This is a genomic window from Sphingomonas sediminicola (assembly GCF_049991885.1).
Taxonomy (GTDB): domain Bacteria; phylum Pseudomonadota; class Alphaproteobacteria; order Sphingomonadales; family Sphingomonadaceae; genus Sphingomicrobium; species Sphingomicrobium sediminicola.
In genome coordinates this window covers 2,510,362-2,536,533 of record NZ_CP178916.1, presented here as the reverse complement: position 1 = coordinate 2,536,533, position 26,172 = coordinate 2,510,362, and the positions used below count along the sequence as shown (strand labels likewise).

Annotated in this window: 23 protein-coding genes and 1 tRNA gene; 10 read left to right on the top strand and 14 right to left on the bottom strand. The window is 64.6% G+C overall.

What is annotated here, in order from left to right; all coding sequences use genetic code 11:
• The first annotated feature begins 372 nt into the window (after positions 1 to 372).
• Positions 373 to 1,671, top strand: a complete 1,299-nt coding sequence (locus ACMC5O_RS13225) for an MFS transporter (protein WP_246444185.1) — start codon at positions 373 to 375, stop codon at positions 1,669 to 1,671.
• Here ACMC5O_RS13225 and ACMC5O_RS13220 read toward each other — a convergent pair.
• The 3 genes from ACMC5O_RS13220 to ACMC5O_RS13210 form a co-directional block, all read right to left on the bottom strand.
• Entirely contained in the window at positions 1,668 to 3,986 is a 2,319-nt protein-coding gene (locus ACMC5O_RS13220; RefSeq protein ID WP_187708398.1) for a CDC48 family AAA ATPase, read from the bottom strand. The two genes, ACMC5O_RS13225 and ACMC5O_RS13220, sit on opposite strands and share 4 nt — an antisense overlap.
• 90 nt (positions 3,987 to 4,076) lie before the next feature.
• On the bottom strand, positions 4,077 to 4,838 hold the full coding sequence (locus ACMC5O_RS13215; protein ID WP_426692993.1) for an SDR family NAD(P)-dependent oxidoreductase: 762 nt from the start codon (positions 4,836 to 4,838) through the stop codon (positions 4,077 to 4,079).
• A gap of 4 nt (positions 4,839 to 4,842) precedes the next feature.
• Positions 4,843 to 5,307, bottom strand: a complete 465-nt coding sequence (locus ACMC5O_RS13210) for a peptidylprolyl isomerase (protein ID WP_187708399.1) — start codon at positions 5,305 to 5,307, stop codon at positions 4,843 to 4,845.
• Between the two features lie 116 nt (positions 5,308 to 5,423).
• Between ACMC5O_RS13210 and mgtE the strand changes: the two genes are divergently transcribed.
• A complete protein-coding gene (gene mgtE / locus ACMC5O_RS13205; protein ID WP_426692992.1) occupies positions 5,424 to 6,839 on the top strand; it encodes a magnesium transporter in 1,416 nt (471 codons plus the stop codon).
• A 4-nt stretch (positions 6,840 to 6,843) separates the two neighbouring features.
• Here mgtE and ribA read toward each other — a convergent pair whose 3' ends face one another.
• The 4 genes from ribA to ACMC5O_RS13185 form a co-directional block, all read right to left on the bottom strand.
• Entirely contained in the window at positions 6,844 to 7,902 is a 1,059-nt protein-coding gene (gene ribA / locus ACMC5O_RS13200; RefSeq protein WP_187708400.1) for a GTP cyclohydrolase II, read from the bottom strand.
• The gene (locus tag ACMC5O_RS13195) at positions 7,899 to 8,693 is read right to left on the bottom strand and encodes an exodeoxyribonuclease III (protein WP_426692991.1); all 795 of its coding nucleotides are present in this window, start codon (positions 8,691 to 8,693) and stop codon (positions 7,899 to 7,901) included. The genes ribA and ACMC5O_RS13195 overlap by 4 nt, the downstream gene beginning before the upstream one ends.
• Positions 8,694 to 8,909: 216 nt before the next feature.
• Entirely contained in the window at positions 8,910 to 9,521 is a 612-nt protein-coding gene (locus ACMC5O_RS13190; protein WP_187708401.1) for a LolA family protein, read from the bottom strand.
• Between the two features lie 95 nt (positions 9,522 to 9,616).
• Positions 9,617 to 11,950, bottom strand: a complete 2,334-nt coding sequence (locus ACMC5O_RS13185) for a DNA translocase FtsK 4TM domain-containing protein (protein WP_426692990.1) — start codon at positions 11,948 to 11,950, stop codon at positions 9,617 to 9,619.
• A 100-nt stretch (positions 11,951 to 12,050) separates the two neighbouring features.
• On the opposite strand from ACMC5O_RS13185, the gene ACMC5O_RS13180 reads away from it, so the two are divergent.
• Positions 12,051 to 13,265, top strand: coding sequence for a UbiH/UbiF/VisC/COQ6 family ubiquinone biosynthesis hydroxylase (locus ACMC5O_RS13180; RefSeq protein ID WP_187708402.1), 1,215 nt, complete (start codon positions 12,051 to 12,053; stop codon positions 13,263 to 13,265).
• On the opposite strand, the gene ACMC5O_RS13175 is transcribed toward ACMC5O_RS13180, so the two are convergent.
• Both ACMC5O_RS13175 and ACMC5O_RS13170 read right to left on the bottom strand, forming a co-directional pair.
• Complete coding sequence (locus ACMC5O_RS13175; RefSeq protein ID WP_426692989.1) at positions 13,266 to 13,829, bottom strand: LON peptidase substrate-binding domain-containing protein; 564 nt, start codon at positions 13,827 to 13,829, stop codon at positions 13,266 to 13,268.
• A 67-nt stretch (positions 13,830 to 13,896) separates the two neighbouring features.
• Complete coding sequence (locus tag ACMC5O_RS13170; protein ID WP_426693535.1) at positions 13,897 to 14,790, bottom strand: tetratricopeptide repeat protein; 894 nt, start codon at positions 14,788 to 14,790, stop codon at positions 13,897 to 13,899.
• Between the two features lie 183 nt (positions 14,791 to 14,973).
• Here ACMC5O_RS13170 and ACMC5O_RS13165 point away from each other — a divergent pair.
• A tRNA-Gly gene (locus ACMC5O_RS13165) sits at positions 14,974 to 15,048 on the top strand.
• A gap of 33 nt (positions 15,049 to 15,081) precedes the next feature.
• On the opposite strand, the gene bla is transcribed toward ACMC5O_RS13165, so the two are convergent.
• The 4 genes from bla to hemC form a co-directional block, all read right to left on the bottom strand.
• Positions 15,082 to 16,173 (bottom strand): class A beta-lactamase, encoded by a 1,092-nt coding sequence (gene bla, locus ACMC5O_RS13160; protein WP_426692988.1) that lies wholly within the window; start codon positions 16,171 to 16,173, stop codon positions 15,082 to 15,084.
• A gap of 123 nt (positions 16,174 to 16,296) precedes the next feature.
• On the bottom strand, positions 16,297 to 17,100 hold the full coding sequence (locus ACMC5O_RS13155; protein ID WP_187708405.1) for a hypothetical protein: 804 nt from the start codon (positions 17,098 to 17,100) through the stop codon (positions 16,297 to 16,299).
• Positions 17,101 to 17,108: 8 nt separating this feature from the next.
• The gene (locus ACMC5O_RS13150; RefSeq protein ID WP_187708406.1) at positions 17,109 to 17,771 is read right to left on the bottom strand and encodes a uroporphyrinogen-III synthase; all 663 of its coding nucleotides are present in this window, start codon (positions 17,769 to 17,771) and stop codon (positions 17,109 to 17,111) included.
• Positions 17,768 to 18,688, bottom strand: a complete 921-nt coding sequence (gene hemC / locus ACMC5O_RS13145; RefSeq protein ID WP_187708407.1) for a hydroxymethylbilane synthase — start codon at positions 18,686 to 18,688, stop codon at positions 17,768 to 17,770. Before hemC ends, ACMC5O_RS13150 begins: the two co-directional genes overlap by 4 nt.
• A gap of 71 nt (positions 18,689 to 18,759) precedes the next feature.
• Here hemC and tsaD point away from each other — a divergent pair, with 71 nt between their 5' ends.
• Positions 18,760 to 19,791 carry a tRNA (adenosine(37)-N6)-threonylcarbamoyltransferase complex transferase subunit TsaD gene (gene tsaD, locus ACMC5O_RS13140; RefSeq protein ID WP_426692987.1) on the top strand — a complete coding sequence of 344 codons (1,032 nt, stop codon included), beginning with the start codon at positions 18,760 to 18,762 and terminating at the stop codon, positions 19,789 to 19,791.
• Complete coding sequence (locus ACMC5O_RS13135) at positions 19,788 to 20,777, top strand: NAD(P)H-dependent glycerol-3-phosphate dehydrogenase (RefSeq protein ID WP_187708408.1); 990 nt, start codon at positions 19,788 to 19,790, stop codon at positions 20,775 to 20,777. Before tsaD ends, ACMC5O_RS13135 begins: the two co-directional genes overlap by 4 nt.
• Here the strand turns inward: ACMC5O_RS13135 and ACMC5O_RS13130 are convergent.
• Positions 20,774 to 20,941: a DUF1674 domain-containing protein gene (locus tag ACMC5O_RS13130; protein ID WP_187708409.1), complete on the bottom strand. Its 168-nt coding sequence runs from the start codon at positions 20,939 to 20,941 to the stop codon at positions 20,774 to 20,776. The two genes, ACMC5O_RS13135 and ACMC5O_RS13130, sit on opposite strands and share 4 nt — an antisense overlap.
• A gap of 28 nt (positions 20,942 to 20,969) precedes the next feature.
• Here ACMC5O_RS13130 and ACMC5O_RS13125 point away from each other — a divergent pair, with 28 nt between their 5' ends.
• The 4 genes from ACMC5O_RS13125 to purH are packed head-to-tail and all read left to right on the top strand — an operon-like array spanning position 20,970 to position 26,171.
• Positions 20,970 to 22,232 (top strand): RsmB/NOP family class I SAM-dependent RNA methyltransferase, encoded by a 1,263-nt coding sequence (locus tag ACMC5O_RS13125; RefSeq protein WP_187708410.1) that lies wholly within the window; start codon positions 20,970 to 20,972, stop codon positions 22,230 to 22,232.
• Between the two features lie 15 nt (positions 22,233 to 22,247).
• The gene (rpe, locus tag ACMC5O_RS13120; RefSeq protein ID WP_426692986.1) at positions 22,248 to 22,910 is read left to right on the top strand and encodes a ribulose-phosphate 3-epimerase; all 663 of its coding nucleotides are present in this window, start codon (positions 22,248 to 22,250) and stop codon (positions 22,908 to 22,910) included.
• Entirely contained in the window at positions 22,907 to 24,559 is a 1,653-nt protein-coding gene (locus ACMC5O_RS13115; RefSeq protein WP_426692985.1) for a heparinase II/III family protein, read from the top strand. The genes rpe and ACMC5O_RS13115 overlap by 4 nt, the downstream gene beginning before the upstream one ends.
• A gap of 19 nt (positions 24,560 to 24,578) precedes the next feature.
• Positions 24,579 to 26,171, top strand: coding sequence for a bifunctional phosphoribosylaminoimidazolecarboxamide formyltransferase/IMP cyclohydrolase (purH, locus tag ACMC5O_RS13110; RefSeq protein WP_187708413.1), 1,593 nt, complete (start codon positions 24,579 to 24,581; stop codon positions 26,169 to 26,171).
• Position 26,172: the final 1 nt, after the last annotated feature.

Here is a 26,172-nt window from a genome sequence, read left to right as displayed (position 1 = left end):
TACCGCCGGTCCGGAATCCGGCTCGGCCGTACCCGCCAGCCTCTGACGCCAGTCGAGATGAACATTCACGTTCGAGCGCACGCGCACCGAAATCCGCGCACCAGCATCGACGCGATAAAGGCCGGGCGGGTACCCGCCCCAGACACCGAGATCGGCAGAGAAACGGCCCCAGACTGGACGCGAGACAGCAAGGCCGCCGTCGGCGAACAGGTCGCGGCTGCGGATGCCGACAACGCCCCCTGGGCCATAGCCGTCGAGGAACAGGTCCCACCGAGCGCCCCTCAGACTGCACCACATCGGTACATCGGCTCTTCCTCAAGATTGATCCGTTCCGGCGGTTTCTTGGCCTCGAACCTGTTGCTAGAGAGTCGCGTGCTCCGGGAATCGACGAGGCTAAAGGTCGGAACGACCGCGCTGACGCGCACTCATTTCCTGCTGCTTTATGCAGCAATGCTGGTCGCCGCCTCGGGCAATACAGCGCTGCAATCGGTGATGCCGGCCATAGGACGCGAGATCGGGATCTCCGATTTCTGGGTTGCGGTCGCCTACACCTGGTCGGCGGTCCTGTGGGTCGCGCTCGCGCCTTTCTGGGCCGAGAAGAGCGATCACCACGGACGCAAGGCGCTTACCCTGCTCGGACTGTCGGGATTCATCGCATCAAGCTTGTTGTGTGGGACTGTCCTTCACCTCGGCCTGATCGGCGCGATCGGCGGAGGAGTGACGTTCCTTTTGTTCGGCATGTTCCGGGCAATCTACGGCGCTCTGGGCAGTTCGACGCCTTCCGCAACCCAGGCCTATCTCGCAGCGAAGACGAGAAGGGGCGGCCGCGTCGCTGCCTTGTCGGCGCTCTCCAGTTCCTTCGGCCTTGGAACGATCATCGGTCCGGCGGTCGCGCCGTTGTTCGTCCTTCCGCTGGTAGGCTTGGCCGGCCCTTTGTTCGCCTTTGCGCTGATCGCAATCGCCGTATTCGCCGCAGTTCTTCTGTGGCTTCCGAACGATCGATATGGCCGCCGCATCGGCCATGGCGCGGCAATGAGCTATCCGTCAGGAGCCTCGCAGCCGACAGGAGCTAGCGTCGTCGCGGCGACGTCGCCGAGGAGCAAGAGGTTAAGCTGGAAGGACTCCCGCGTTCGGTCGTGGATCATGGCTGGCGTCGCGGCCGGCCATGCGCAGGCGGCGACTTTGACCTGCATCGGTTTCTTCGTGATCGACCGGCTCAACCTCGAGCCGCATGGATCGGAAGCCTCGATCGCGATCGTGATGATGGCGGGCGCGTCCGCCACCTTGGCGGCACAATGGGGCCTGATCCCGAGGCTGAACCTGAAGCCGCAGGCCCTGATTTTCTCAGGGGCGTTGGTGGCCGCGATCGGGCTCGCCGGAGCCATGATCGCTCGCGACCTTTATGGAATCACTTTGTCGTTCGCACTTGCTTCGCTCGGATTCGGCTTCACCCGGCCGGGCTTCACCGGCGGTGCGTCGCTTGCGGTCCCGCTGGCGGAGCAAGGCGGAGTGGCAGGGCTGATCACGGCAGCGAACGGCATCAGCTGGGTGGCCGCACCGGCCCTCGGCATGGCGCTCTACCTCGTCAACCCGAACCTGCCGTTCGCAATTTCGTCCGCGCTGCTCGTCGCTCTGGCGATCTGGTCCCGACGCGCGCTTCCGCGCTTTTAGTGGTCCGAGCCCTTACCGTCGCCGCCGCGTGACCGGAGCATTCCCGGAAGAACGAAGCCGATACCTGTCGGTCGCACCGCTTCGCTTTTCAATGTCCGTTGGATGCGCTCATATTCGTCGAGCATTTCGGGCGTGACCGAAGCGCGGGTCTCGGTAAGGGCGGCCTCGAAGTCGGCCATCGTCACTTCCTTCGCCTCGAGTCCGCGACGAAGCGCGGTCAATCCGGCACGGCGGACCAAATCCTCGAGATCGGCGCCGGTGAAACGCTCGGTCCGCTGGGCGAGCGATTCGAGGTCGACGTCCTTGGCGAGCGGCATTTCCTCAGTGTGGATTGCGAGAATCCGCCGCCGGCCGGCAGTGTCCGGAGTGCCGACGTAGATTAGTTCGTCGAGCCGGCCTGGCCGAAGCAACGCCGGGTCGATCAGGTTCGGCCGGTTGGTCGCGCCGATGACCACGACATTGTTGAGCTCTTCGAGCCCGTCCATCTCGGCGAGGATCGTGTTGACCACCCTCTCAGTCACCTGCGGTTCGCCAAGACCGGCGCCGCGCGCGGGCACGAGGCTGTCGAGTTCGTCGATGAAGATGATCGTCGGTGCGACCTGCCGGGCGCGTGCGAACAGGCGGGCGATCTGCTGCTCGCTTTCACCGTACCATTTGCTGAGCAGGTCGGACGACTTGGTCGCGATGAAATTCGCTTCGCTCTCGCGCGCGGTCGCCTTGGCGAGCAAGGTCTTTCCTGTTCCCGGCGGGCCATAGAGCAGGAAACCCTTGGCCGGACGGATACCAAGGCGGCGGAATGCTTCCGGATGCTTGAGCGGGAGCTCGACACCTTCGCGGAGCCGGTCGCGCGCCGCATCGAGGCCGCCGACGTCGTCCCAGTTGACCGACGGCGTCTCGACCATGACCTCGCGCATTGCGGAAGGCTGCACGCGCTTCAGCGCATTGATGAAGTCGTGTGGTTCGACCGACAGAGCATCGAGGATCTCGGTAGGAATAGCCTCGTCCTCAAGGTTGAGGCGCGGCATGATCCGCCGGACTGCCTCCAGCGCCGCCTCGCGAGTCAGCGCTGCAAGATCCGCGCCGACGAAGCCGTAGGTCTGCCGTGCCAGCTCATCGAGATCCACCTCCGCGCTGAGAGGCATGCCTCTGGTGTGGATCCCGAGAATCTCGCGCCGTCCCTTTTCGTCGGGAACGCCGACTACGATCTCGCGGTCGAACCGGCCAGGGCGACGAAGCGCCTCGTCGATCGCTTCCGGCCGGTTGGTCGCGGCAATCACGACGAGGTTCTGGCGCGGCTCCAGCCCGTCCATCAGGCTGAGGAGCTGCGCGACGAGCCGCTTTTCGGCCTCGCCCGTCACTTGGCTGCGCTTGGGCGCAATCGAATCGATTTCGTCGATGAAGATGATCGACGGGGCGGATTCGGCGGCCTGCTCGAAAAGTTCGCGCAACTTCTTCTCGCTCTCGCCATAGGCCGAGCCCATGATCTCCGGCCCCGCGATGTGGAAGAATTTCGCATCGCTCTCGTTCGCGACCGCTCGCGCAAGCCGGGTCTTGCCGGTGCCGGGCGGGCCGTGGAGCAGCACGCCCTTGGGCGGATCGACGCCGAGGCGCTGGAACAGTTCGGGATGGCGCAACGGAAGCTCGACCATCTCGCGCAGCGCGTCGATCGTGTCGCGCATGCCTCCGAGGTCGTCGTACGTGACGTCCGCGCGGCGCTCGCCTTCGCCTTTGGCATATTCGGGGAGCAGCTCGATCTGCGTGTTGGCGTCGACATGGACGATGCCCTTGGGCGTCGTGCTGACGACGTTCAACCGAACCTCATGAAGCGCGAAGGCAGGCGCGTTGAGCATCTGCCGGACTTCTTCGGGAATATTTGAATCGATTCGCTGGTGCCCGGTCGTGGCAACGACGTCGCCTTCGGTCACCGGCCGTCCCGCGAAGCTGCGCTTCAAGGCGATCGCCGAGCCCTGGAGACGGATATTGTCGGTGGCCGGCGCGAAGACCACGCGCGTCGCCGCTTTCGATTCGGCTTTCTTGACCTCGACATAGTCGCCCGATCCGACACGGGCGTTGGAGCGCTGCAGGCCGTCGAGACGAATGATATCGAGGCCGGCATCGTCGGGATAAGGTCGGAGGGCGCGAGCAGTCGTCGACCGCTTGCCGACAATCTCGATCACGTCGCCTTCGTTAAGGCCGAGCGACTTCATCAGGTTGAGGGATAGCCGGGCAAAACCACGGCCACCGTCCGCCGGCGGAAGGTTCGCCACCTGCACGCGGGCCGTAGTCGGTCGTTCGAGAGTATCCGTATCGGCCACGCGACCATTCCTCCATTTTCGTGCCGCTAGCGTAACGGCTGCAGCGTGATTGGGTTCAATGTGGTGCGGCTGAAGCCCAAGAAAACCCCTTCAGAACTTGAGCGACCCGGCAATCTTTCGGACCGTCGAGCGTGGAGCCAGGCGCGTCGACCAGGCCCCGATCTTGTTCGTCGCGCCTGGAATCACGATCGCTTGATTGCGGTCGAGCCCTTCTAGTCCTGCCCTGACGACCGGCTCCGCTTCCATCGCAAGGCGGTCAAAACTTCCGAGCGTCTTGATCCCTGCCACGTCGCCGAACTCGGTCCGCGTCGGGCCGGGACAAAGCGCGCTCACCTTGATCCCGCGGTCCTTCCACTCCTCGTGCAGCGCTTCGGTGAACGAGAGAACGTAGGCCTTGGTCGCGAAATAGACCGCCATGTTCGGGCCTGGCTGGAATGCGGCGGTCGAGGCAACGTTGAGAATCGATCCGCCCCCGTGCGCTCGCATGTCATCGATAACGATGAAGGTCAGATTGGTCAGGGACCGGATATTGAGGTCAATCATCTCAAGCTGGCGATCGAGCGGCAGCGCGTCGAACCGACCGCGAAGTCCGAAACCGGCATTGTTGATGAGCGTCCTGACCCACAGCCCGCGTGACTTGATCTCCTCAAGCAACTTGGCCGGCGAGTTTGGCTTGCCCAGATCGGCGGCAATGACGTGCGCCTTGCCGAGTTCGGCGGCGAGCTTGTTGAGGCGATCCTTTCGGCGCGCGACGAGAATGACCTCGTCGCCGCGCGCTGCACATTGCCTGGCGAATTCGACGCCGAGGCCGGCGGACGCGCCCGTGATGAGAGTCGCCGGCCTCGGGTCCATCGCCTTAGCTCGCCGGCCTGATTTCGGCCTTCATGATCTTGCCCGGGTTCGCCGGCGGCTCGCCCTTCGGAAGCGCGTCGACATGCTCCATGCCGCTCTCGACCTCACCCCAAACGGTGTACTGGTTGTCGAGGAAGCGAGCGTCGTCGAAGCAGATGAAGAACTGGCTGTTGGCGCTGTTGGGATCCTGAGTGCGAGCCATCGAGCAAATGCCGCGGACGTGCGGTTCGCGGCTGAATTCGGCCTTGAGGTTCGGAAGGTTGGAGCCGCCGGTGCCGCGGCCGGTCGGGTCACCGCCCTGGGCCATAAAGCCGGGAATCACGCGGTGGAAAAGGACGCCGTCGTAGAAACCGCTTTTCGCCAGCTCCTTGATCCGATCAACGTGGCCGGGCGCGAGATCGGGGCGCAGTTTGATGACGACATCGCCGCCGCTCGAAAGGTTGAATACAAGGCGTTCGTCGTCGGCCATCGGTCTGCTCCGGTCAAAAGAGGAAAGTTGGCGGCGATTTAGGCGGCCCAAGCGGGTTGCGCCAGTGCGGGCGCGGCAATAGGACGGCCCTCACGGGTCGAGCGGGGGATTTAGGCATGAGCGAGAGCGAGAACATCGCAACCGCCGCCCCCGAGCAGAAGGCTCAGGCGCCGATCGATGAGGAAGATCGGCTTCGGCCCGAGTTCGTCGACAGGGTCCTGGACGCAGTCGAAGCCGGCGACGATGCGGTCGCGCGCGAACTGGTGCAGCCACTCCACCCGGCCGACGTCGCCGACCTGATCGAGCTTGCCCGCGGCGACGAGCGCGAGGGTCTGGTCAAGGCTCTGGCCGGGATCATCAGCCCGGACGTCCTTGCCGAGCTCAACGACTTCGTTCGCGAAGACCTGATCGACGAGATGGAGCCGCAGCAGGTTGCCGACCTCGCAGGCCAGATGGAAACCGACGACGCGGTCGCCCTGATCGAGGATCTCGATCGGGACGAGCGGCAGGCCGTCCTCGAAAAGATGGAGCCGGACGACCGCGCCGCGGTCGAGGAAGCGCTCAGTTATCCGGAAGAATCCGCGGGCCGGTTGATGCAGCGCGATTTGTGCGCTGTTCCCGAGCATTGGAAGGTCGGCCAGGTCATCGATTACCTGCGGTCCGAAGACGAACTTCCAACCGACTTCTGGGAAGTCTTCGTAGTCTCGCCCGACCACCACCCGGTCGGGACTTGCAAGCTTTCGACGATCCTTCGCAGCCCGAGAACGACGCTGGTCAGCAGCATCATGAAACGGGATCAGACTTTGATCCCGGTCGACATGGACCAGGAAGACGTTGCGCTCCGCTTCCAGAAATATGCGCTTGTCTCGGCGGCAGTGGTCGACACTGAAAGCCGGCTCGTCGGGATGATTACCGTCGACGACGTCATCCACATCATCCAGGAAGAAGCGAGCGAGGACGTCCTGCTTCTCTCTGGCGCGGGCGACGAGGGCGACATCAACGAGCCGGTGACGGAGAGTTATCGCGCCCGCGTTCGCTGGCTGATCGCCAACCTACTCACCGCGCTCGTCGCGGCGTTCGTCATCCGGCAGTTCGAGCATTCGATCGAACGCCTGGCGATCCTGGCGGTGCTCATGCCGATCGTTGCCGGTGTCGGCGGCAATGCTGGAACGCAGACGCTCGCGGTCACCGTCCGGGCCCTCGCGACAAACCAGCTTACAGGATCGAACCGATGGCGCGCGGTAGGTCGAGAGATCCGGGTCGCGCTTCTCAACGGTTTGACAATTGCCGTCCTAATCGGCGTCGGTGTTACGCTCGTGCTCGGAAGCCCTCAGTTGGGCGGCGTGATTGCCGTGGCGATGCTCTTCAACATCCTCGTTGCAGGTCTGGCAGGCGTCCTCATTCCACTGACGCTCGAGCGTTATGGAGCGGACCCCGCGGTTGCGAGCAGCATCTTCGTCACCATGATGACGGATTCGATGGGCTTCCTGCTCTTTCTGGGACTCGCGACCGGGGTCGGGCTGGTCCGTTAGACGATCAGGGCAGGTGTCCACTCTTTTCGCGCTTCACCGCCAGATAGTCGGCATTGTGCGGGTTGGCGGGCATATGGTGAGCGACGCGCTCCGCAACCTTGATGCCTTCGGCTTCCAGCGCCGCGACCTTGTTCGGATTGTTGGTGAGCAGCCGTACTTCCTCAATTCCGAGTGCACGAAGGATTGCCGAGGCGTGGGCGTAGTCCCGCTCATCGTCGGAGAAGCCGAGCCGAAGGTTGGCATCGACGGTGTCCAGCCCGCGATCTTGTAGCGCGTAGGCTCGAAGCTTGTTGGCGAGCCCGATCCCGCGACCTTCCTGTCGCAAGTAAAGGAGCACGCCCCCTCCAGCCGCGCCGATCAAGCGAAGCGCTTCCTTCAGCTGCGGTCCGCAATCGCACTTGAGCGAGCCGAACACGTCGCCGGTCAGGCATTCGCTGTGGAGCCGAACAAGCGGAGGCTTCCCGCCGAACGCGCCGACAAGGAGAGCAACATGATCCTGCCCGTCGTCCGATCCACGAAATGCGAAGATCTGCGTGTCTGGCATGCCGTCGAGCGGCAGGCGCGCGCGGGACAGCAACGTAACGTCCGGTTGGAGGTTGTCGCCAACTAGCTCGTCTAGCGGGATCGAGATTGAAGCGTCCGGCGCATCTACGAGCCACACGGCCGGCAAAAGGCCGGCGGCTCGCGTCAGCACCAGGGCCGCTTGTGCGGCGTCAGGCGACTTCAGGCGAAGCGAATGTAGCGGCCCTATCGGGGCTCGGGCGAGATCCTGCGCGGGGTCGGCCAGCGTGATCGCCGCGGCCCGATCGAGCCACGGCTCGCGCGCTACGAGCACGGGTTGCGCGGGGTCGGCGGCGTCGCGTTCGTTCGCCAACGACAGGGCCGCGGCGCGCCTGCCGCTGATCAGCAGAGGACTTTTCGATTCCGGATCCAGAAGGCGAAGCAGCTCAGGTGTGGCGGTCTCGATCGAGACGAAGACGAACGGCTCGCCGGCTTCGATCCTGACCGCGCGGCCAGTGCGCAACGCAGCGATCGCCCGCTCGACCGCCCCCGAGCGGCTCAAATGGCGATCTCGCAAATCAGGGGAACATGGTCCGAAGGCCGTTCCCAGCTTCGGCAGGGCTCCAGCACCCTATGCGACAGCACGCGCTCTTTCGCTTGCGGCGAAACCCACATGTGGTCGAGACGTCGACCGCGATCGTTCTTCGTCCAGTCGGGCGAGCGGTAGCTCCACCATGTGAAGTTGCGGTCTGGCGCGGGGACGAAACGGCGGCCGATATCGATCCAGTCATGCGCCTGCTGCAACCGGGTCAGGGCATCGATCTCGATCGGCGTGTGGCTGACGACGTCCAGCAACGCCCTGTGACTCCAGACGTCGCATTCAAGCGGAGCGACGTTGAAGTCGCCGACGATCAGGGTCGGCTCGCGAAGACCTTCGGACCAACGGGTCATACGCTCGATAAAGTCGAGCTTCTGGCCGAATTTCGGATTGACGGTGCGATCAGGGATGTCTCCGCCGGCGGGGACGTAGACGTTCTCAAGCCTGAGACCGCACGGTAGCCGCACGCCGACGTGGCGCGCCTCGCCATTGTCCTGCCAATCGTGACTACCCGAATCTCGAAGCTCCAGGCGGCTGAGAATCGCGACGCCGTGGTGCATCTTCTGCCCCTTCAGAACACGATGCTCGTAGCCTTGGCTTCGAAACAGATTGGCGGGAAATATATCGTCGGTGACCTTGGTTTCCTGGAGGCAAAGAACGTCCGGCTGCTCCTCGCGGAGCAGGCGTTCGACGATGCCGAGCCGGGCTCGGACCGAGTTCACGTTCCAGGATGCGATCTTGATGGTCTTGGACACGCGTCGCGCTTAGCCCGTTCTGTGTTGGAGGCAAAGAAAAGGCCCCCGCTCCGGGGGCATGGAGCGAGGGCCGACCAAGCGTTCGTCACGCAAGGCGATCAGGCGGGCCGTGGGTAACAGGGGGAAACCCCAGGCTAAATCCGCACGATCAGTAGATCGTTTACCATGCCGAACCTGACGCCGCGATGAACGGTTTCAAACCGCTACGTTATTCTATTACCTGCGCTTTTTGGGCTCCGCATAGGCGAATGCGCTTTCCGGAACGGCGACATTGTAGCGCTGATTGTCGAGCTTGATCGTCGTGCGCTTGTTCTGCGCGTCGATCGCAGTCCAGCCCTCGAGCAGGAGACCGCCGGGCGCCGACGGGCTACGAACGAAGGCTAGGAGCAGGGTTCCGAACTCCGGCCGGCGTGCATCGCGGGCTCGGACCACGAGGACTCTCGGATCGGATTGTGGGACGATTCTGGCGATCCGGTTGATGTCGGGATTGGCCGATAACAGGATTCCGAGCGGCGTCTTGTTGAGATCCCAGCTGTTCTTCTGGCCGACCTGGTAGTCCACGAACGTCAGCTTGTTGCCGTTGCCGACGAGGACGAGATCGTTCCCGTCATACTGGAAGCGAATCCGGCCCGGCCGCTTGAGCTGCAGCGTGCCGCGCGCAACGCGATTGCGCGAATCCGTCTGCGTGAAATTGGCCGTCATCGATTGAACGGCGGAAAGATGCGCCTCGACCTTGGCGATATCGGACTGTTGCGCCTCTGCGGGAACCGCGAGGGCGACAATCGCGACCGGCGCAAGGGCGCGCGCTAGGTGTTTGGGAAAGCTCATCTACTAAACTCCTGGGAATTCATGGCCGGTGTGGCAATCGGCCATTGAATGCGGACTGAACCCGCCGGTTCCCGGTTGTTCAGGTTCGCGAGGCCTCAGATCGGGTGCCCGTCAGGGTCGATCAGCACTTCGCGGCGGCCGACATGGTCGGGCTGACCCACGAGACCTTCCTTCTCCATCCGCTCGATCAGGCGTGCCGCGCTGTTGTATCCGATGCGCAGCTGGCGCTGGAGGTAAGAGGTCGAGGCTTTCTGGCTTTCGGCGACGATCTGAACCGCCTTGCGGAACAGCTGCGTTTCCGCATCGTCCTCGCCGCTCGGCTGGCCGTCGAACAGATAGCCGCCGTCTTCGGGCTCCTCGGTAACTGCCTGGATGTAGTCGGGCACGCCCTGCCTGCGCCAATGCTCGGCGACCGCCCGGACTTCCTCGTCGCTGACGAACGGGCCATGGACTCGGATGATCTGCTTGCCGCCCGGCATATAGAGCATGTCGCCCTTGCCCAGCAGCTGCTCCGCCCCCTGCTCGCCGAGAATGGTGCGGCTGTCGATCTTGCTCGTGACCTGGAAGCTGATGCGGGTCGGCAGGTTGGCCTTGATCACGCCCGTGATGACGTCGACCGACGGTCGCTGCGTGGCCATAATGAGGTGGATACCGGCGGCGCGCGCCTTCTGGGCGAGGCGCTGGATGAGGAATTCCACCTCCTTGCCGGCGGTCATCATCAAATCGGCGAGCTCGTCGACAATGACCACGATCTGCGGAAGGACGTCGTATTCGAGCTCCTCCATCTCGTAGATCGGCTGGCCCGAGCTTGCGTCGTATCCGGTCTGCACCCGGCGCCCGAGCTTCGAGCCCTTGGCCTTCGCGTCGCGCACCTTCTGGTTGAAGCTGGGCAGCGCGCGCACGCCGAGGTTCGCCATCATGCGATAGCGCTCCTCCATCTGCTCGACCGTCCACTTGAGCGCGCGGATTGCCTTCGACGGCTCGGTCACGACCGGGGACAGCAGGTGCGGAATGTCGTCATACATGCTCAATTCGAGCATCTTCGGGTCGATCATGATCATCCGACACTCATCCGGTGTCATCCGGTAGAGCAGCGACAAAATCATGCAGTTGAGACCGACCGACTTTCCGGACCCGGTCGTGCCCGCAACCAGCAGGTGCGGCATTGGCGCAAGGTCGGCGATGACCGGATCGCCGGCGATGTTCTTGCCGAGAATCAGCGGCAGCGACATGTTCTGATCGGCGTAGGCCTGGCTTCCGATCAGTTCGGACAGGGCCACCGCCTCGCGCTTGGGATTGGGAAGCTCGATGCCGATGACGCTGCGGCCGGGGATCGTAGCGACGCGGGCAGACAACGCCGACATGTTGCGGGCGATGTCGTCGGCCAACTGAATGACGCGGCTCGCCTTGATCCCGCTCGCGGGCTCAAGCTCGTACATCGTAACCACCGGTCCGGGCCGGACTTCGACGATGTCGCCTCGCACGTGGAAGTCCTCGAGGACGGATTCGAGCAAGCGGGCATTCCGCTCAAGTCCGGCGCGGTCGATCTTCGATCCGCCCTTTTCCGGTGGCGACGCCAGCAGCTCGATCAGCGGCAGCTGGTAGTTGTCGCCAAGCGCAAGGCTCTGCTGGGCTGCGGCGCTCGGTCGCTTGCCTCCGCGAGCCTGCGCGGCGGCGATCGGCCTCGGCGGCTCGGCAACGGCAACGGCGGGCCGCGATTTCGGCGGAGCAGCGCTCGTCGAGCGATCTTCCGCGGCCTCCATCGTTCGGCGGGGCGCGGCTACTCGCGGCCTTGGTTCGCGACGGAAGATGTTGGTGACCCAGGCTCTCTCGGTAGCCTGGAGCCCGAGCGCCAGATAGCCGAGGAATAGGCCAGCCAGTGCAAACAGGATCAGCACCACGAGGCGGACCGGTCCTGCAACCGCGTCTTCGCGAATGAGACCGATAGCAGCATCGACTCCGTAGGCCGCGCCAAGACCGATCGCGCCGCCCCAGCCGCCCGGAAGGCCCGAGACGGCCGAGCCGCTGGTCAGGCTGAGCGCGATTCCGATGAGGATCGCTCCGGCAGCCGCCACCAGAAGTGCGCGGCCAACCCGCCCGGTCGGCTCCAGCCGCATCATCCGGAGTCCGGCAAGGGCAACGACCGGCAGGAACAGGACAGACCCCATGCCGAACAAGAGCAGCAAGGCATCGCTGGCGTAAGCGCCGAAGCTTCCGATCCAGTTCGAGGGCGGACCGCCTGCAGCCGTGCTGAACGAAGGGTCGGTCGTGCTGTGGGTGGCCAGGGCGACGGCTGTCGCGACCGCAAGCCCGAACAGCATCGCACCCCATGTGCGAAGGGCGAGCCGCTTCAACGACGCGCGCAGCGCATCGCGCCAATGAGGCTCCAGCTCCCGTTTTGGGGTCCGCACGGCCGCGGTCGCCATCATTCTATCCCCACCCAAATCCTTGCGTAGAATGCATCTTCGCGGAGTCCGCGGTCAAGCGAAGCCTTGGCGTCAATGCGACGGAACGGTAGTGCGACTTGCCATGGACCGCGCGGACGTAATCATCTTTGGAGGCGGCCTTGCCGGCCTGACGCTGGCTTCGGCGCTCGATTCCAGCGGCATTTCGGCCATCGTTGTGGATCCGGCCGACCCCGTTGGGCGATCCACCCGGGCCTTCGACGGCCGGACGACCGCCATCTCGTCGAGCTCGATGCGGATGCTGGAGACGATCGGCGTCACGGACCATCTGCCCGCAGCTGGTTGTCCGATCCGGACGATCCAGGTAGCCGACGGACTGCAGCCTGGCGGACTGTCCTTCGATCCGGACGACGATGAGCCGTTGGGGGTCATGCACGAGAACCGGCATCTCCGCACTGCCCTGCAGGCTAGAGCGGAGGCGGGCCGGAACCTCTGGCTGCTGTGGAAATCCGCGCCGCAAACGGTCGATCGCGGTCCGCATGGAGTGGTCGTTTCGCTCGAAGACGGGCGCAGGCTGAGCGCGCCGATCCTCGCCGCAGTAGACGGCCGGAATTCCCCGACGCGGGAAGCCGCGGGCATTCCTATCGCTCGCTGGAAATACGATCACATGGCCGTCGTATCGACGCTCCGACACGAACGACCGCACGGCAACATCGCCTACGAGATCTTCTATCCAGGCGGCCCGTTTGCGCTGCTGCCGATGACCGACGACGATAAAGGGCATCGCTCGGCGATCGTCTGGTCGGTGCCGGTGGACGATGCCGCAGGCTGGATGTCGCTATCAGACGAGCAGTTCGCGGTAGAAGCGCAGGCGGCGATGGGCGGCTTCCTGGGCAAGACCGAATTGGCCGCGCCACGTTCCACCTATCCGCTCGGATTCCACCACGCGGCGCGGATCACGGATCAAAGGCTGGCGCTGGTCGGCGACGCGGCGCATGCAATCCACCCCATCGCGGGGCAGGGCCTAAACCTCGGCCTCCGCGACGTCGCGGCGCTCGCGCAGGTGCTGGTCGAAGGCTCGCGGCTGGGCCTCGACCTTGGCGACAAGCAGTTGCTCGACCGCTACCAGCGCTGGCGCTCGCTCGACGCCCTGTCGGTAGCGTTCGCGACCGACAGCCTGACGCGGGTATATGCAATCCCTGGGAAGACGGCATCGGCCGTCCGTCGCTTCGGAATGGGGATGATCGACCGGCTAAGCCCGCTCAAGAACCGCCTGATGAGTGAGGCTCGTGGGACCAGCGGCGAGCTTCCGCTGCTGCTTCGGGGACTGCCGATCTGATTACTGAAGCGTCGGCTGAATTTCGGCCCCGTTCACCGCCGCGCGCTGGAACTGCATCAGCTGGACGAGCAGATCGGCCCGATCGTCGAGCGTAGCCGCCTCCAGCAATGCCTGCTTCGCGCCGACGTCGAATGGCGCGACCTGCGCAATGGCGTTCACGAGCAACTCGTCGTCGAGCCGGCTCACGGCCTGCCAGTCGACCGAAAGGCGCATCGCGTCGCCCAGCCGGCGCGCCTCCCGCTCAACCTCGGCGCGCGCGGCGAGTGACAGCGGCGGAGGCTCTTTGTCGTCGAAGGCGCCCGCGTCGACATCAGCGTTACGGTAAGGCGTTTCTAGATCTGCCTCGGCGATCATCCGAAAACGATGCCAGCCGTGGAGAATGATATTGTAGCGGCCGTCGTCGAGCTCCTCGACACCGACGATCTCGCCGACGCATCCGACTGGATAGAGTGGCGCGCCCTCGTCTTCCGGTGCGTGGGGCTGGATCATCCCGATGCGGCCGGGGCCATCCAGGACATCGCGAACCATCTCGCGATAGCGCGGCTCGAAGATGTGAAGCGGCAACTGCGACCGGGGGAAAAAATCGCGCCCGGCAAAGGAAAGATAGGAATCCTCAACGGTCGCTTGCCGTTCAAGTGAACAGCAAAGCGGAAAGCCGCCGCCTCTGAATGCGCGCCCAAGGGTCCTCGAGGCCCTGCGCCTCGATCAACTGCAGCAGGCGTGCTCGGGCCGCGCCTTCGTTCCAGTCCCGGTCCTGCGCGATGATTTCGAGAAGCTGGTCCGCGGCGGCCTCTCGGTCTCCCGCCGCCATTTTTGCGCCGGCGAGCTCGTACCGCGCATCCAGGTCGCCGGAATCTGAAGCAATCCTGGATTCGAGATCGGAGGTGTCGCTTTCCGGCGCAGCCGCTGTCATCTCCAGCGCGGCTCGGGCGCGACTGATGTCGGCATGGTTGGCAGCGTCGGCCGGCGCCGAATCGAGGATGGAGCGTGCTTCGTCCGTCTCGCTCGTCGCGAGGAGGGCCCTAGCCAATCCCCCTATGACGGTCGGATTTTCGGGCGCCATGTCGTGGATCTGGCGGAAGATCGAGACCGCACGCGGCGCATCGCCCTCCGCCATGACGCCTTCCGCCATCGCGATCAGCGGTTCTATCTCCGCCTGCTGCTCCGCCGCTTCGCCCTTCACACCAAGCTGCGCAATCAGCTGGTCGACGATCCGCTTGAGCTGGCCTTCGGTGCGGTAACTCGAAATGTCCGCGACCGGCTGGCCGCGGAAAAAGGCGTAGACCGTTGGAATAGATTGGATCTGGAATTGCGAAGCGATCAGCTTTTCCTGGTCGACGTCGATCTTGACCAGCTTAACGCCCTTGTCGGCATAGTCGGCGGCAATCTTGTCGAGCAGCGGGCCCAGCTGTTTGCACGGCCCGCACCATTCCGCCCAGAAATCGAGAATGACGAGACTGGTCATCGACGGATCGATGACGTCGCGCTTCAGGCGTTCGACCGCTTCGCGTTCCGCTTCGCTCATGCCAAGGGTCGCCACGCTTCGAACACTCCCGCTGCCACTGTCGTTGGAGCGCTCCATATGGTCGGACAGGGCGCGGGCCACAAGCTTCAGGTCGGGCCTTGCGGGAATCGTCCAGCCCATGCTAGGCGCCCGCCACCCGCTGCGGACCAAGCCCATTCGGCTTCACTCGCGGCTCAGCTCAGAGCGGGCGTAGCTCAGGGGTAGAGCACAACCTTGCCAAGGTTGGGGTCGAGGGTTCGAATCCCTTCGCCCGCTCCAGCAGTCCTCCGAAACGGGACTTCAGAAACCAGCCTAAAGCGTGATGCTTGGGCTGTAGCGCATCTCGTGCTGGACGATTGTCGCGCGGACGACGTTGTTCATCAAGGTCATCCGGACCGGGAGCGGAACCGACGTCTTCTTGATCATCACCGCAACCGAGTAGCTGCGCCCGTCCGGAGCCGTCAGGATCCCGATATCGTTGTAGCCGGCCTGGGTCGAACCGAGGATTTGACCGGTCCCCGTCTTGTGGCTGAGCGACCAGCCGGGCTTGAGGCCGCCACGCAGCCGGTTCTTGCCCGTCGACGTCTGACTCATGATCGTCAGCAGCCTCGCGGTCGAGGATGGAGAGAGCAGTTCGCCCCGCTTCAGGGCCGCAAGCGCATCCACGATCGCGTTGGCGGACGCACCGTCGTACGGATCCTCGACGTAGCGGTCGAATGCCGCCTTCCGGATGGCCATCGGCAATGCGTTGCGAGCCTCGTAGAAGGCGTTGCCGATCGAATAGCTCGGGCTCCACGTCAGGCCGGCGATCCGGCTCTGAAGCGAGCGTTCCCCTTCGTAGAAGCGGATTGCACCAAGGCCCTTGTTGCGAATCATTGATCGCACCGCCTCGGGTCCGCCGACCGAGCGCATCAATTTGTCATTGCAGGTATTGTCGCTCTTGGTCAGCGCCTGGAACATCAGCTCCCCGAGTGTGATCGTTGTTCCTCCGCCGAGAATCTTCGACGCGATCGGCTGGTGGAAAAGCGTCAGGTCGCTGCGGGTCATGCTGACCCGGTCGTCGAGTCGGACCCGGCCCCTGTCGACTGCATCCAAGGCCGTGATCGCAACCCACAATTTGCTGACGCTCTGCTGCGGGCTCAGCTCATTCCCGTTCCACGACGTGCTCCAGCCTTCGTTGACCGAGCGGACGGCAATCCCGACGCGGCCGTTGAATCCCTTTCCGAGCTCATCGACGCGGTTGGCGAGATAAGTCGGCGCCTGCGGCGGCCGCGCTGGCTGAGCGGGGCGAACTACCGGCGCCGCACGGGGAACGGCAGTTCCTGCTGCTGGCACCATTGCGCTGGACCCCGACTGACCGAGCGCAACGATCGCCAGGCCAAGGCTGAGCCAATGTGACGTCATGACGGCACTTCTCCCCCACCAAAATCCCACAGCGCCAGCAGCTTAGCGATGTTTGCTGAACGCGAGCTGTTCCACCCGGCGCGATGACAGGAATCGCATCCAGGAATCGATTTGCCAACCCTTTTAAGAGGCTTCGGGAGTGCTTCTTGCGAGAAGTGCGCCGGATTCGATCTCGTCGAGGGCACGGTGAACAGCGACATATCGCCTGGCCTGCGTGACCCAGGGTCCGGCGTTCGCGGCTCCGGGCAGCCGCATGGTCTCGGCCAGAGCCCTGTCGACCTCTCCGTCCTCGAGCGCCGAAAGGGCTCGGGTGTAGCGCGCATCAGGCTGGGTCGACGGTCGGTCGGCCCGTCGAATCTGGATCAGCGAGCCGAGCTCACGCTTGAACTGCGTCCAATTGCTTTCATCGGGCGCAGATGACCGGAGTGTCGGCCCAAGGTCGCGATACTGACTGACTAGATCGTTCAACCGAACCGGCGAATGAGAGCCGGTGATGATCGTGGCAACGGCCCGCGTATGCGTCTGGCCGAACCGGTCGAGCAGCAAGGGCTCGAGATACCCAAGGGCAACGCCCCTGTCGATCGCTCGCCGAGCCGCGAAGGCTACAAGCAGTGCGTCGGCGCGCCCTGCCGAGCCTTCGACCCGGTGCGCGGTGGTCTCAACCCGAGAAAGGCGCGATTCCAGGCTCGCGATCTCCGCGGCATCAGCCATCATCTCCTGCTGGGCCGTGGGCGGCTGCGGGGTCGCGACTACTCGCGCGGGAGCGCGAATCTCGGCCGGCTTCGGGCCGATGCCAAGGAAACGAGCGGCGCCATCGTAGCGGGCCAGGGCCCAGGCTGCACCGGCGGCTCCGGCAAGGACGAGAGCCAGGCAAAGAAGTAACCGGCTTCCCCATCCCATCCCGGTGCGGTTCGGTGCAGTAGCCATGCTTGGGCTCAAGTCTCGCACAGCCGCGCCGCGAGGGCCAGAAGCTCTGCATCATTGGGCGATGACGCGATTCGCACGTCCTGCCAGCCTTCGCCCGCAGCCTCTGCCGCGGCCGCGCTGATTGCTGCAATTCGGATGGTCGCGCGGTCAGTCGGATCGACCAGTTCGGCGAGTCGCTTCGCAGCCCTTGGCGAATGGAGGACCGCAACCTGACCCCTAAGCTGCCCGAGCCCTTGAATTTCAGCTCTTTCCGCTGCCCGATAAACGGGGACGGATGTGATCGCATGCGCCGGGACGGACGGCTCCCGGCGATCCTCTCCGCACAGATGCAGGAGCCGCAGGCCGGGATCGATCTCGCCCAAAAGCTGGTCGACTCCTCCTCCGCCAACCGTAGCAACCCCCAGACCCGCCACACGGGCAGCAACTGCAGTTCCTTCGCCGACCGCATGAACCGGGAGAGCGCGATAAATATCGAGACGGTCTCCCGCCATCTTCACAGTGTTGGCGCTGGTCAAAAGCAAGGCGTCATAGTCGCCCGCTTCGGGCGGCGACCATTCCAGCTTGTGAAGTTCGAACAGAGGGATCGAGACCGCATCGAGGCCGAGGGCTTGTGCTTTAACGATGGTCTGCCGCGACGCCGGCTCCGGGCGGAACACGAAGAGGCGTCTCATCCCGGGGTGAACAGGGAGCGGATCGAGTCCGGGGACTTTTCGAGCATCGACAGCGCGAGCTGCCGAGGCGTTTCGTGGTCTCCGCACTCGAACGCCACCTCGTCCTTCAACTGGTCGCGGCCATCCTCGGACAGCAATTGCGCGCGAAAGCGGATTTTGCCGTCGACAAGCTCCGCCAAAGCGGCGACCGGCGAATGGCAGCTACCGCCAAGGGCCGCAGTGAAAGCCCGCTCGGCGCGAATGATCGCCTGGGTCGAGTGGTCGTCGACGATCGTCAGCATGGCCGCCGTAAGCGCGTCATCCGCGCGGCATTCGATTGCGATGACGGCCTGGGTCGGCGCAGGCAGCATTATATCGAGCGGAATCGGCGTTCCGACATTGCCCATTCCGATCCGCCTCAAGCCGGCGCCCGCGAGCAAGGTGGCCTGGACCTCGCCGGCTTCGAGCTTGGCAAGCCGGGTCTGAACATTTCCCCGAAAAGGTACGATCTTCAGGTCGGGCCGGATCGAGAGCAGCTGCGCCTTGCGACGGGGCGACGATGTACCGACGACCGCGCCGTCCGGAAGAGATTCAATCGAATCAGCGCCGATCAGCCGGTCCTGTACATCACCACGCGGCCTTACAGCTGCAATGCTGATCTCGCGCGGCCGGATCGCTTCAACATCCTTCAGAGAGTGGACACAGAAATCGACTTCCTCTTCCATCAGCGCGCGGTCGAGCTCCTTGGTCCAGAGCTGCTTTCCGCCGATGTCCGCGAGCGGCCGGTCCTGCACCTTGTCGCCAGTCGTCTCGACCACCTGGATCTGCACGAAATCGGCGGGCCAACGGTTCGCTACCTCGAGCGCGGAGGCGACTTTATGAGCCTGCGCAAGCGCCAGCGGCGAACCGCGCGTGCCGAGAATCGGAGACCGCTGCATGGCGTCCCTGCTAGCGGCAAACCGGCAGGGCCACTAGCCGAGCGCCGCCGCCTGCGGCAAAGGCGCGCCAGATGGCGCTAATTCTTGGCCTTGAATCATCCTGCGACGACACTGCTGCCGCGCTCGTAACGAGCGACCGGCAGATTCTTGCGCAGGCGGTTGTCGGCCAGAACGAGGCGCACCGCCCTTTCGGTGGAGTGGTGCCGGAAATCGCCGCCCGCGCCCACGTCGAGATCCTGCCCGATCTCATACGGCGCGTACTTGCGGATGCCGGCAAGAGCATCGGACGCGTCGATGCGATCGCGGCTACCGCGGGACCAGGCCTGATCGGCGGGGTAATGGTCGCGCTTCTTGCGGGCAAAGGCCTAGCGCTCGGCACGGGCAAGCCGCTGGTCGCGGTCAATCACCTAGAGGGGCATGCATTGAGTCCACGCCTCGTCGATCCGGACCTAGAGTTCCCATACCTTCTATTGCTGGTGTCGGGCGGGCATTGCCAGTTGCTCGAAGTTCAATCGGTCGGCGAGTACCACCGGCTCGCGACGACGATCGACGATGCCGCGGGAGAGGCGTTCGACAAGGCGGCCAAGCTGCTCGGACTGCCTTATCCCGGCGGGCCTGCGATCGAGGAATTGGCGGCCGAAGGCGATGCAGCCGCCGTACCGCTCCCTCGGCCCCTGGTGGGTTCGGGCGAGCCGCATTTCTCCTTCGCCGGGCTGAAGAGCGCGGTGCAAAGAGCGGCTGCCTCCGGCAATTTCCGACCGGCCGATATTGCCGCGTCGTTCCAGCAGGCGGTCGTCGATTGTCTCGTCGACCGGACGCGGCTGGCGCTCGAGGGAAGCGTTGCCCCCGCTTTGGTCGTTGCCGGCGGAGTGGCCGCCAATCGCTCGATCCGCACGGCGCTTCAGCAGCTCGCTGCCGATCAGGGCCGCCAATTCAGCGTCCCGCCGGGTTGGCTGTGCACCGACAATGCGGCGATGATCGCCTGGGCTGGCGCGGAGCGGTTGGCGCGTGGACTCACTGATTCACTCGATGCACCGGCGAGGGCGCGTTGGCCGCTCGATCCGGATGCCGAGAAAGTTCGGGGCGCGGGGGTAAAGGCATGAGCTTCGACCGGCTTGGAGTGATCGGCGGTGGTGCGTGGGGGACCGCCTTGGCGCAAGTTGGAGCAAGCGGCGGCGGCGACGTCTTGCTCTGGGCGCGCGAGCCGGAGGTCGTCGAGGCCGTCAATTCGCGTCACGAAAACTCGGTTTTCCTAGCAGGGTCACAACTTGATCCCGCCGTGCGCGCGACTGGCGGGTTGGCCGACCTGGCTGAATGCGATGCCTGGCTGGTTGTCACTCCCGCGCAGCACATGCGGGCGGTGCTGGAGGCCGCCCCGAAATGCGGTCGACCGCTGATTCTCTGCTCAAAGGGCATTGAAGAACGGAGCGGCGCCTTGCTCCATCGCGTCGCCACGGAGGCTAGCCCCGGCGCGCCGATCGCTGTCCTCTCCGGACCGACCTTCGCGCACGAGGTCGCAACGGGTCTGCCGACGGCGGTCACCCTCGCGGCTGAGGATCCGTTGCTGGCGGAGGCTCTCCGCGACCGGATCTCTCGGCCCACCTTCCGTATCTACCTGAGCGACGACGTCGCCGGCGCGGAGATCGGCGGAGCGGTGAAGAACGTGCTCGCGATCGCCTGCGGCGTGGTCGACGGCAAAGGGCTTGGCCAGAACGCCCGAGCCGCGCTTATCGCGCGCGGCTTCGCGGAGATGACGCGCTTCGGCCTGGCCAACGGAGCAAAGCGCGAGACTTTGGCAGGGCTTTCCGGCCTCGGCGACCTCGTGCTGACATGCTCATCGACAAGCTCGCGCAACTTCTCGCTCGGCAAGGGTATCGGCGAAGGGCGCTCACCCACCGAACTGATGAGCGACCGAAAGACGGTTGCGGAGGGGGCGTTCACCGCACCGGTGCTGGCCCGGCTGGCAGAGAAAATGGGCATCGACATGCCGGTTGTCGCGGCAGTTGATAAGCTGTTGTCCGCTCGAGCGAATGTTGATCAGGTTCTTCAGGAACTGCTCGCCCGTCCGCCCCGGCCAGAGGTCCATTAGAAATCGATCGCGATGCCCTTCTTCTCCCAGTCGCCATAGCGCGTGGGATCGAGCTTCTTTTCCTCGCCGTCGGGCGGTCCAGCCTGCTCAGCCGGTTCAGGCTTCGGAACCGGCGGGGACTTGGAGAGGTATTCGGGCGCCTCGGGGCGCTTGGTCCTGGACATGGAATGAAGATGTGCGTTGGGACGGCTGATGCCAAGCGTTGAAGGCCTCCCCGCGCGACGAGCCGCCCTGCAAATGCTCGATGCCGTTCTCCGGCGCGGGCAGACACTGGATGCCGCCGCGCAGGCTGCTAGGTCGCTCAAGCCGGCCGACCAGGGATTGGCGGTTGCCATCGCTGGCGAAGCACTCAGGCACCTGCCCGACCTCGACGCGCTGATCGACAGCGCAACGCGCCAACGACTTCCGGACGACAGCAAGGCGCGGATGGTCCTGCGGATCGCGCTTGCGCAGAAGGTCGGACTCGGAACTCCCGAACATGCCCTGGTTGCGACCGCGCTGCCCCTGGTCGATGGCGGTCCCCGACGGCTCGTTCATGGCGTGCTCGGCACCTTGCTCAGGCGCGGCGTGCCGCCGATGGAAGCGCCGCGCCTTCCCGACGCCGTCGAGCTGCGCTGGCGCGAAGCATGGGGCGATGACGTCGTTGCGTCAGCCCGCCGCCAAATTACCAAGCGACCGGCGCTCGACCTGAGCTTTGTCGACGACGCGGAAGCGAAGGCCTTCGCTGAACCAGTCGACGGCAAATCGCTTGCGTCTCGCCACGTTCGTCTGAAGGACGCCGGTTCGGTGACGGAGCTTCCCGGCTTCGGCGGCGGCCGGTGGTGGGTCCAGGATTTGGCGGCGTCGCTCCCCGCCCGCCTGATTCCCAAAGATGCTCGCGATGTCCTCGATCTCTGCGCAGCGCCTGGCGGCAAGACCATGCAGGTGGCTGCTGCCGGGCATTTGGTCACCGCGGTCGATCAATCTGAAACGCGACTCAAGCGGCTGCGCGAAAACCTCGATCGGACGGGCCTGGACGCGACGCTGGTCGCTGCCGATGCGCTCAAATGGAAATCGGACCGGCAATTCGATGCGATCCTGCTCGATGCGCCCTGCTCGGCGACCGGCACCTTCCGGCGCCATCCCGAGGTCCTCTACCGCGCGCGGGCCGGCATCATTCGTGACAGTGCAGAGCTACAGCGCAGCCTGCTCGACCGCGCTGCCACCTGGCTCAAGCCTCGCGGATCGCTGGTTTACGCGGTTTGCTCGCTCGAGCCAGGCGAAGGCGAGAACGTCGTGAGCGGCTTCTTGAGTGCGCATCCGGACTTTGAGATTTCCCCGCCCAGGCCCGGCGAGTTTCCCGATTTCGTGACATCGAGTGAGCGCGGCTGGTCCCGGATCCTGCCCGGACTGCTGGAAAGCGACGGCGGCCTCGACGGCTTCTTCGTCGCGCGCCTTGTCCGCATGGCAACTTAGCGTTTAATCGAGGCGATGGCCGTCCCCCTGATTTCACCCTCGATCCTGTCCGCCGACTTCGCGAAGCTCGGCGAGGAAGTTCGCTCGATCGACGAGGCTGGGGCCGACTGGATCCACGTCGACGTCATGGACGGGCATTTCGTCCCGAACATCACGATCGGCCCGGGAGTCGTAAAAGCGCTTCGGCCGCACTCCGCAAAGCCGTTCGACGTTCACCTCATGATCTCGCCGATCGACAATTTTCTCGACGCCTTCGCCGAGGCAGGCGCGGACATCATTACCGTCCATCCGGAGGCAGGCCCCCACCTCCACCGGACAATCCAGCGCATCAAGGTCCTTGGAAAGAAGGCCGGCGTTTCATTGAACCCCGCAACACCTGCCAAAGCGCTCGATTATGTGCTCGAGGAAATCGACCTCGTCCTGGTGATGAGCGTCAATCCGGGCTTCGGCGGACAGAAGTTCATCTCAAGCCAGCTCCGCAAGATCGAGGCCATAGCCAAGCGGATTGCGAAGGAGAATCTCACCGTCCAGGTCGAAGTCGACGGGGGGATCGACCCGGTAACAGCGCGGCAGGCTGTTGACGCCGGCGCAACCGCTCTCGTGGCTGGAACGGCGGCCTTCAAGGGCGGTCCGGACAATTACGCTTCAAACATCAGGGCGCTCAGGGGCGAGGGATGAGCGCAGACGCCGCGGCACAGAATGCCGTCGTCCAAAAGCTGGCCAAGCGTCCACTGTTTTCGCGGATGTTCGCTTCAGGGCGCCAGCCGCTCAAGCTCGTCGCGGTTCCACGCGACCACGTGCAGGGCGACCGCCAGCGCGGTGATGCAATGCTTGCCGGACGCTACATCCTTGGCAACGAGGTCCTGGCGCTCAACGAGCTCGATTTCGCTAGCCTCGGCGCAGGCAATCCGGTCGCGGACGGGATGCAGGGCTTTTCCTGGCTTCGGGACCTCGCGGCCGCGGCATCGCGGGAGAAAGGCGCACGCGTCGGCGAGGCCCTCGCCGGGCGCTGGCTGCTCGCCCACGGAACGCGCGTCGACCAAGCCTGGCGTCCCGATCTCTGGGGCGAGCGTATCCTCTTTTGGACGACTTACGCGCCATACATTCTGTCAAGCCGCGATTCGGGATACCGCTCCGCACTCCTGAACACCTTGGTCCGCGGCGCGCGGCACCTGAACAGTAATGCTGACAAGGCCTCACCCGGGATCGATCGCATCACCGCATGGGCGGGACTGGTCGCAGCGGGGCTGCTTGTCCAAGGCGGAGTTCCTCGGGTGGCCCGGGGCGAATCCGGCCTCGCTCGAGCGCTCTCGACCGCCCAATTTGAAGACGGGGGCCTGATCAGCCGAACACCCTACGAGCAGATGCTGCTCGTCGACCGTCTGGCGCTCCTTCGCGGCGCCTATTTCGCGGCCAAGCAGAGTCTTCCAGACTCTATCGAAGCCGCGGCTGCAGCGGCGCTCGCTGCGCTTCATGGAGTCACCATGGGCGACGGAGCCTTATCGAGCTGGCAAGGCGGAAATCCCGGCGAGGCCGCGCGTCTTCATGCACTCATCGAGGGGTGCGGGCTCCGGGCTCGTCCGCTGCGACAGGCTCGCGGCTGGGGCTATCACCGCCTTTCGGCATTGGGCACCGTCGTGGTGATCGACGCTGCGCCTCCGCCGCCGCCAAAGATGGCCCCGTCCGGATGCGCGTCCACGCTGGCCTTCGAAATGTCCGACGGAGCGCAGCGCCTGATCATCAATTGCGGCGGTCCGCAGCCCTTCCCCACCGCGCTTCCCGACGATCTCGTTGAAGGCCTTCGGACGACGGCTGCACACAGCACATTGATCGTTTCCGATACGAATTCGACCGCAATCCTTGCTGACGGTTCGCTCGGCAAGGGTGTCGAGGACGTCACCGTCGACCGCAGCGAGGATAATGACTGCAGCCGTCTGGAAGCCACTCACGATGGCTACGTCCGCGGATTCGGCCTGGTCCATAAGCGGAGCCTCATGCTGGGCAACGACGGCAAGGAACTTCGCGGCGCTGACCAGATGATCCAGAAGGGTCGGCGAAAAATCCGCGACGCCGTGCCTTATGCGATCCGCTTCCATCTCGCACCGGGCGTCGAGCCGACCATCACTGCCGACGGAATGGGAGCGATCCTCCGCTCGCCAGGTGCGCCGCCGTGGAATTTCCGGTGCCGAGGAGCGAACCTGAGCGTCGAGGAAAGCCTGATGATCGACGGTCGCGGGCAAATGGTCCCGACGACTCAGTTGGTGATTCAAGGCGAAGTCGCCGCTATCGGCGGCGAAGTTGCCTGGCAGTTCCGCCGTTCGAGCTGAACCACACAAGGAATAGTTCATGACCGACCTCGTGCCCGTCAAAAGGGCGCTCATTTCGCTTTCCGACAAGAACGGCCTCGATCGCCTGGCCCAGGGATTGGCGGCACGCGGCGTCGAACTAGTGTCGACGGGCGGCACGGCGGCGAAGCTTCGTGATCTCGGTCACCAGGTCCGCGACATCGCGGACCTGACCGGCTTTCCGGAGATGATGGACGGCCGGGTCAAGACCCTGCACCCGAAGGTCCACGGCGGACTCCTCGGCGTGCGTGACAACCCCGAACATGCGGCCGCGATGGAAGAGCACGCAATTGCTCCGATCGACCTGGTGGTGGTCAACCTCTACCCCTTTGAAGCGACGGTCGCGCGCGGAGCGAACCGCGACGAGATCATCGAGAATATCGATATCGGCGGCCCGTCGATGGTGCGGTCCGCAGCCAAGAATCACGCCCACGTCGCGGTCGTCACCGACCCGGCTGACTACGAGGAACTGCTTGGCGAGATGGGCTCGAATGACGGCGCAACGTCATACGAATTCCGCAAGCGGCTGGCAGCAAAGGCGTATGCGCTGACGGCAGCCTACGACTCCACCATCTCGCAATGGTTCGCGTTCGCCGATCAGGGCGAGCGCTTCCCGAAGGTGTGGACGCGCGCGAGCCGGCTGCTGATGCCGCTCCGCTACGGCGAGAACCCGCACCAGCAGGCAGCGCTCTACGAACCGATCGGACCGCACGCTCCGGGAATCGCGCAGGCGAAGCAGGTTCAGGGCAAGGAACTCAGCTACAACAATCTGAACGACGCCAACGCCGCGCTCGAACTGGTCGCCGAATTTCGCCAAAGTCCGCCGACGGTGGTCATCGTCAAGCACGCCAACCCCTGCGGCGTGGCGAGCGCCGATACTTTGCTTGAGGCGTGGAACGCAGCGCTCGTATGCGACAGCGTCTCGGCGTTCGGCGGGATTGTCGCGACCAACCGTCCGCTCGATGCGGCGACGGCAGAAGCCATCACGCAGATCTTCACCGAGGTCGTAGTCGCTCCCGACGCAAGCGGCGATGCCAAGGCGATCTTCGCCAAGAAGAAGAACCTGCGGCTTCTCCTGACGGACGGCCTGCCCGATCCGAAGCGCCCAGGTCAGACGATCGCAGTGATTGCCGGCGGCATCCTGGTCCAGGATCGCGACAATGGCTCGATCACGCGCGACGAGCTCAAGGTCGTGACGAAGCGGCAACCGACCGAGGAAGAAATCCGCGACTGCCTATTCGCCTGGACCGTTGCCAAGCACGTCAAGTCGAACGCGATCGTTTACGCCAAGAACGGTTCGACCGCCGGCATTGGCGCAGGGCAGATGAATCGCCGTGACAGTGCCCGCATCGCCGCCGCCAAAGCCAAAGAAGCCGCCGAAACTTACGACTGGGCCGAGCCTCGCACGGTCGGCTCGGCGGTTGCTTCGGATGCCTTCTTCCCGTTTGCCGATGGCCTGCTAGCTGCGGTGGAAGCGGGTGCTACGGCAGTCATCCAGCCTGGCGGCTCCATCCGTGACGATGAAGTCATTGCAGCCGCCGACGAAGCAGGACTCGCGATGGTCTTCACGGGTATGCGGCACTTCCGGCACTAGG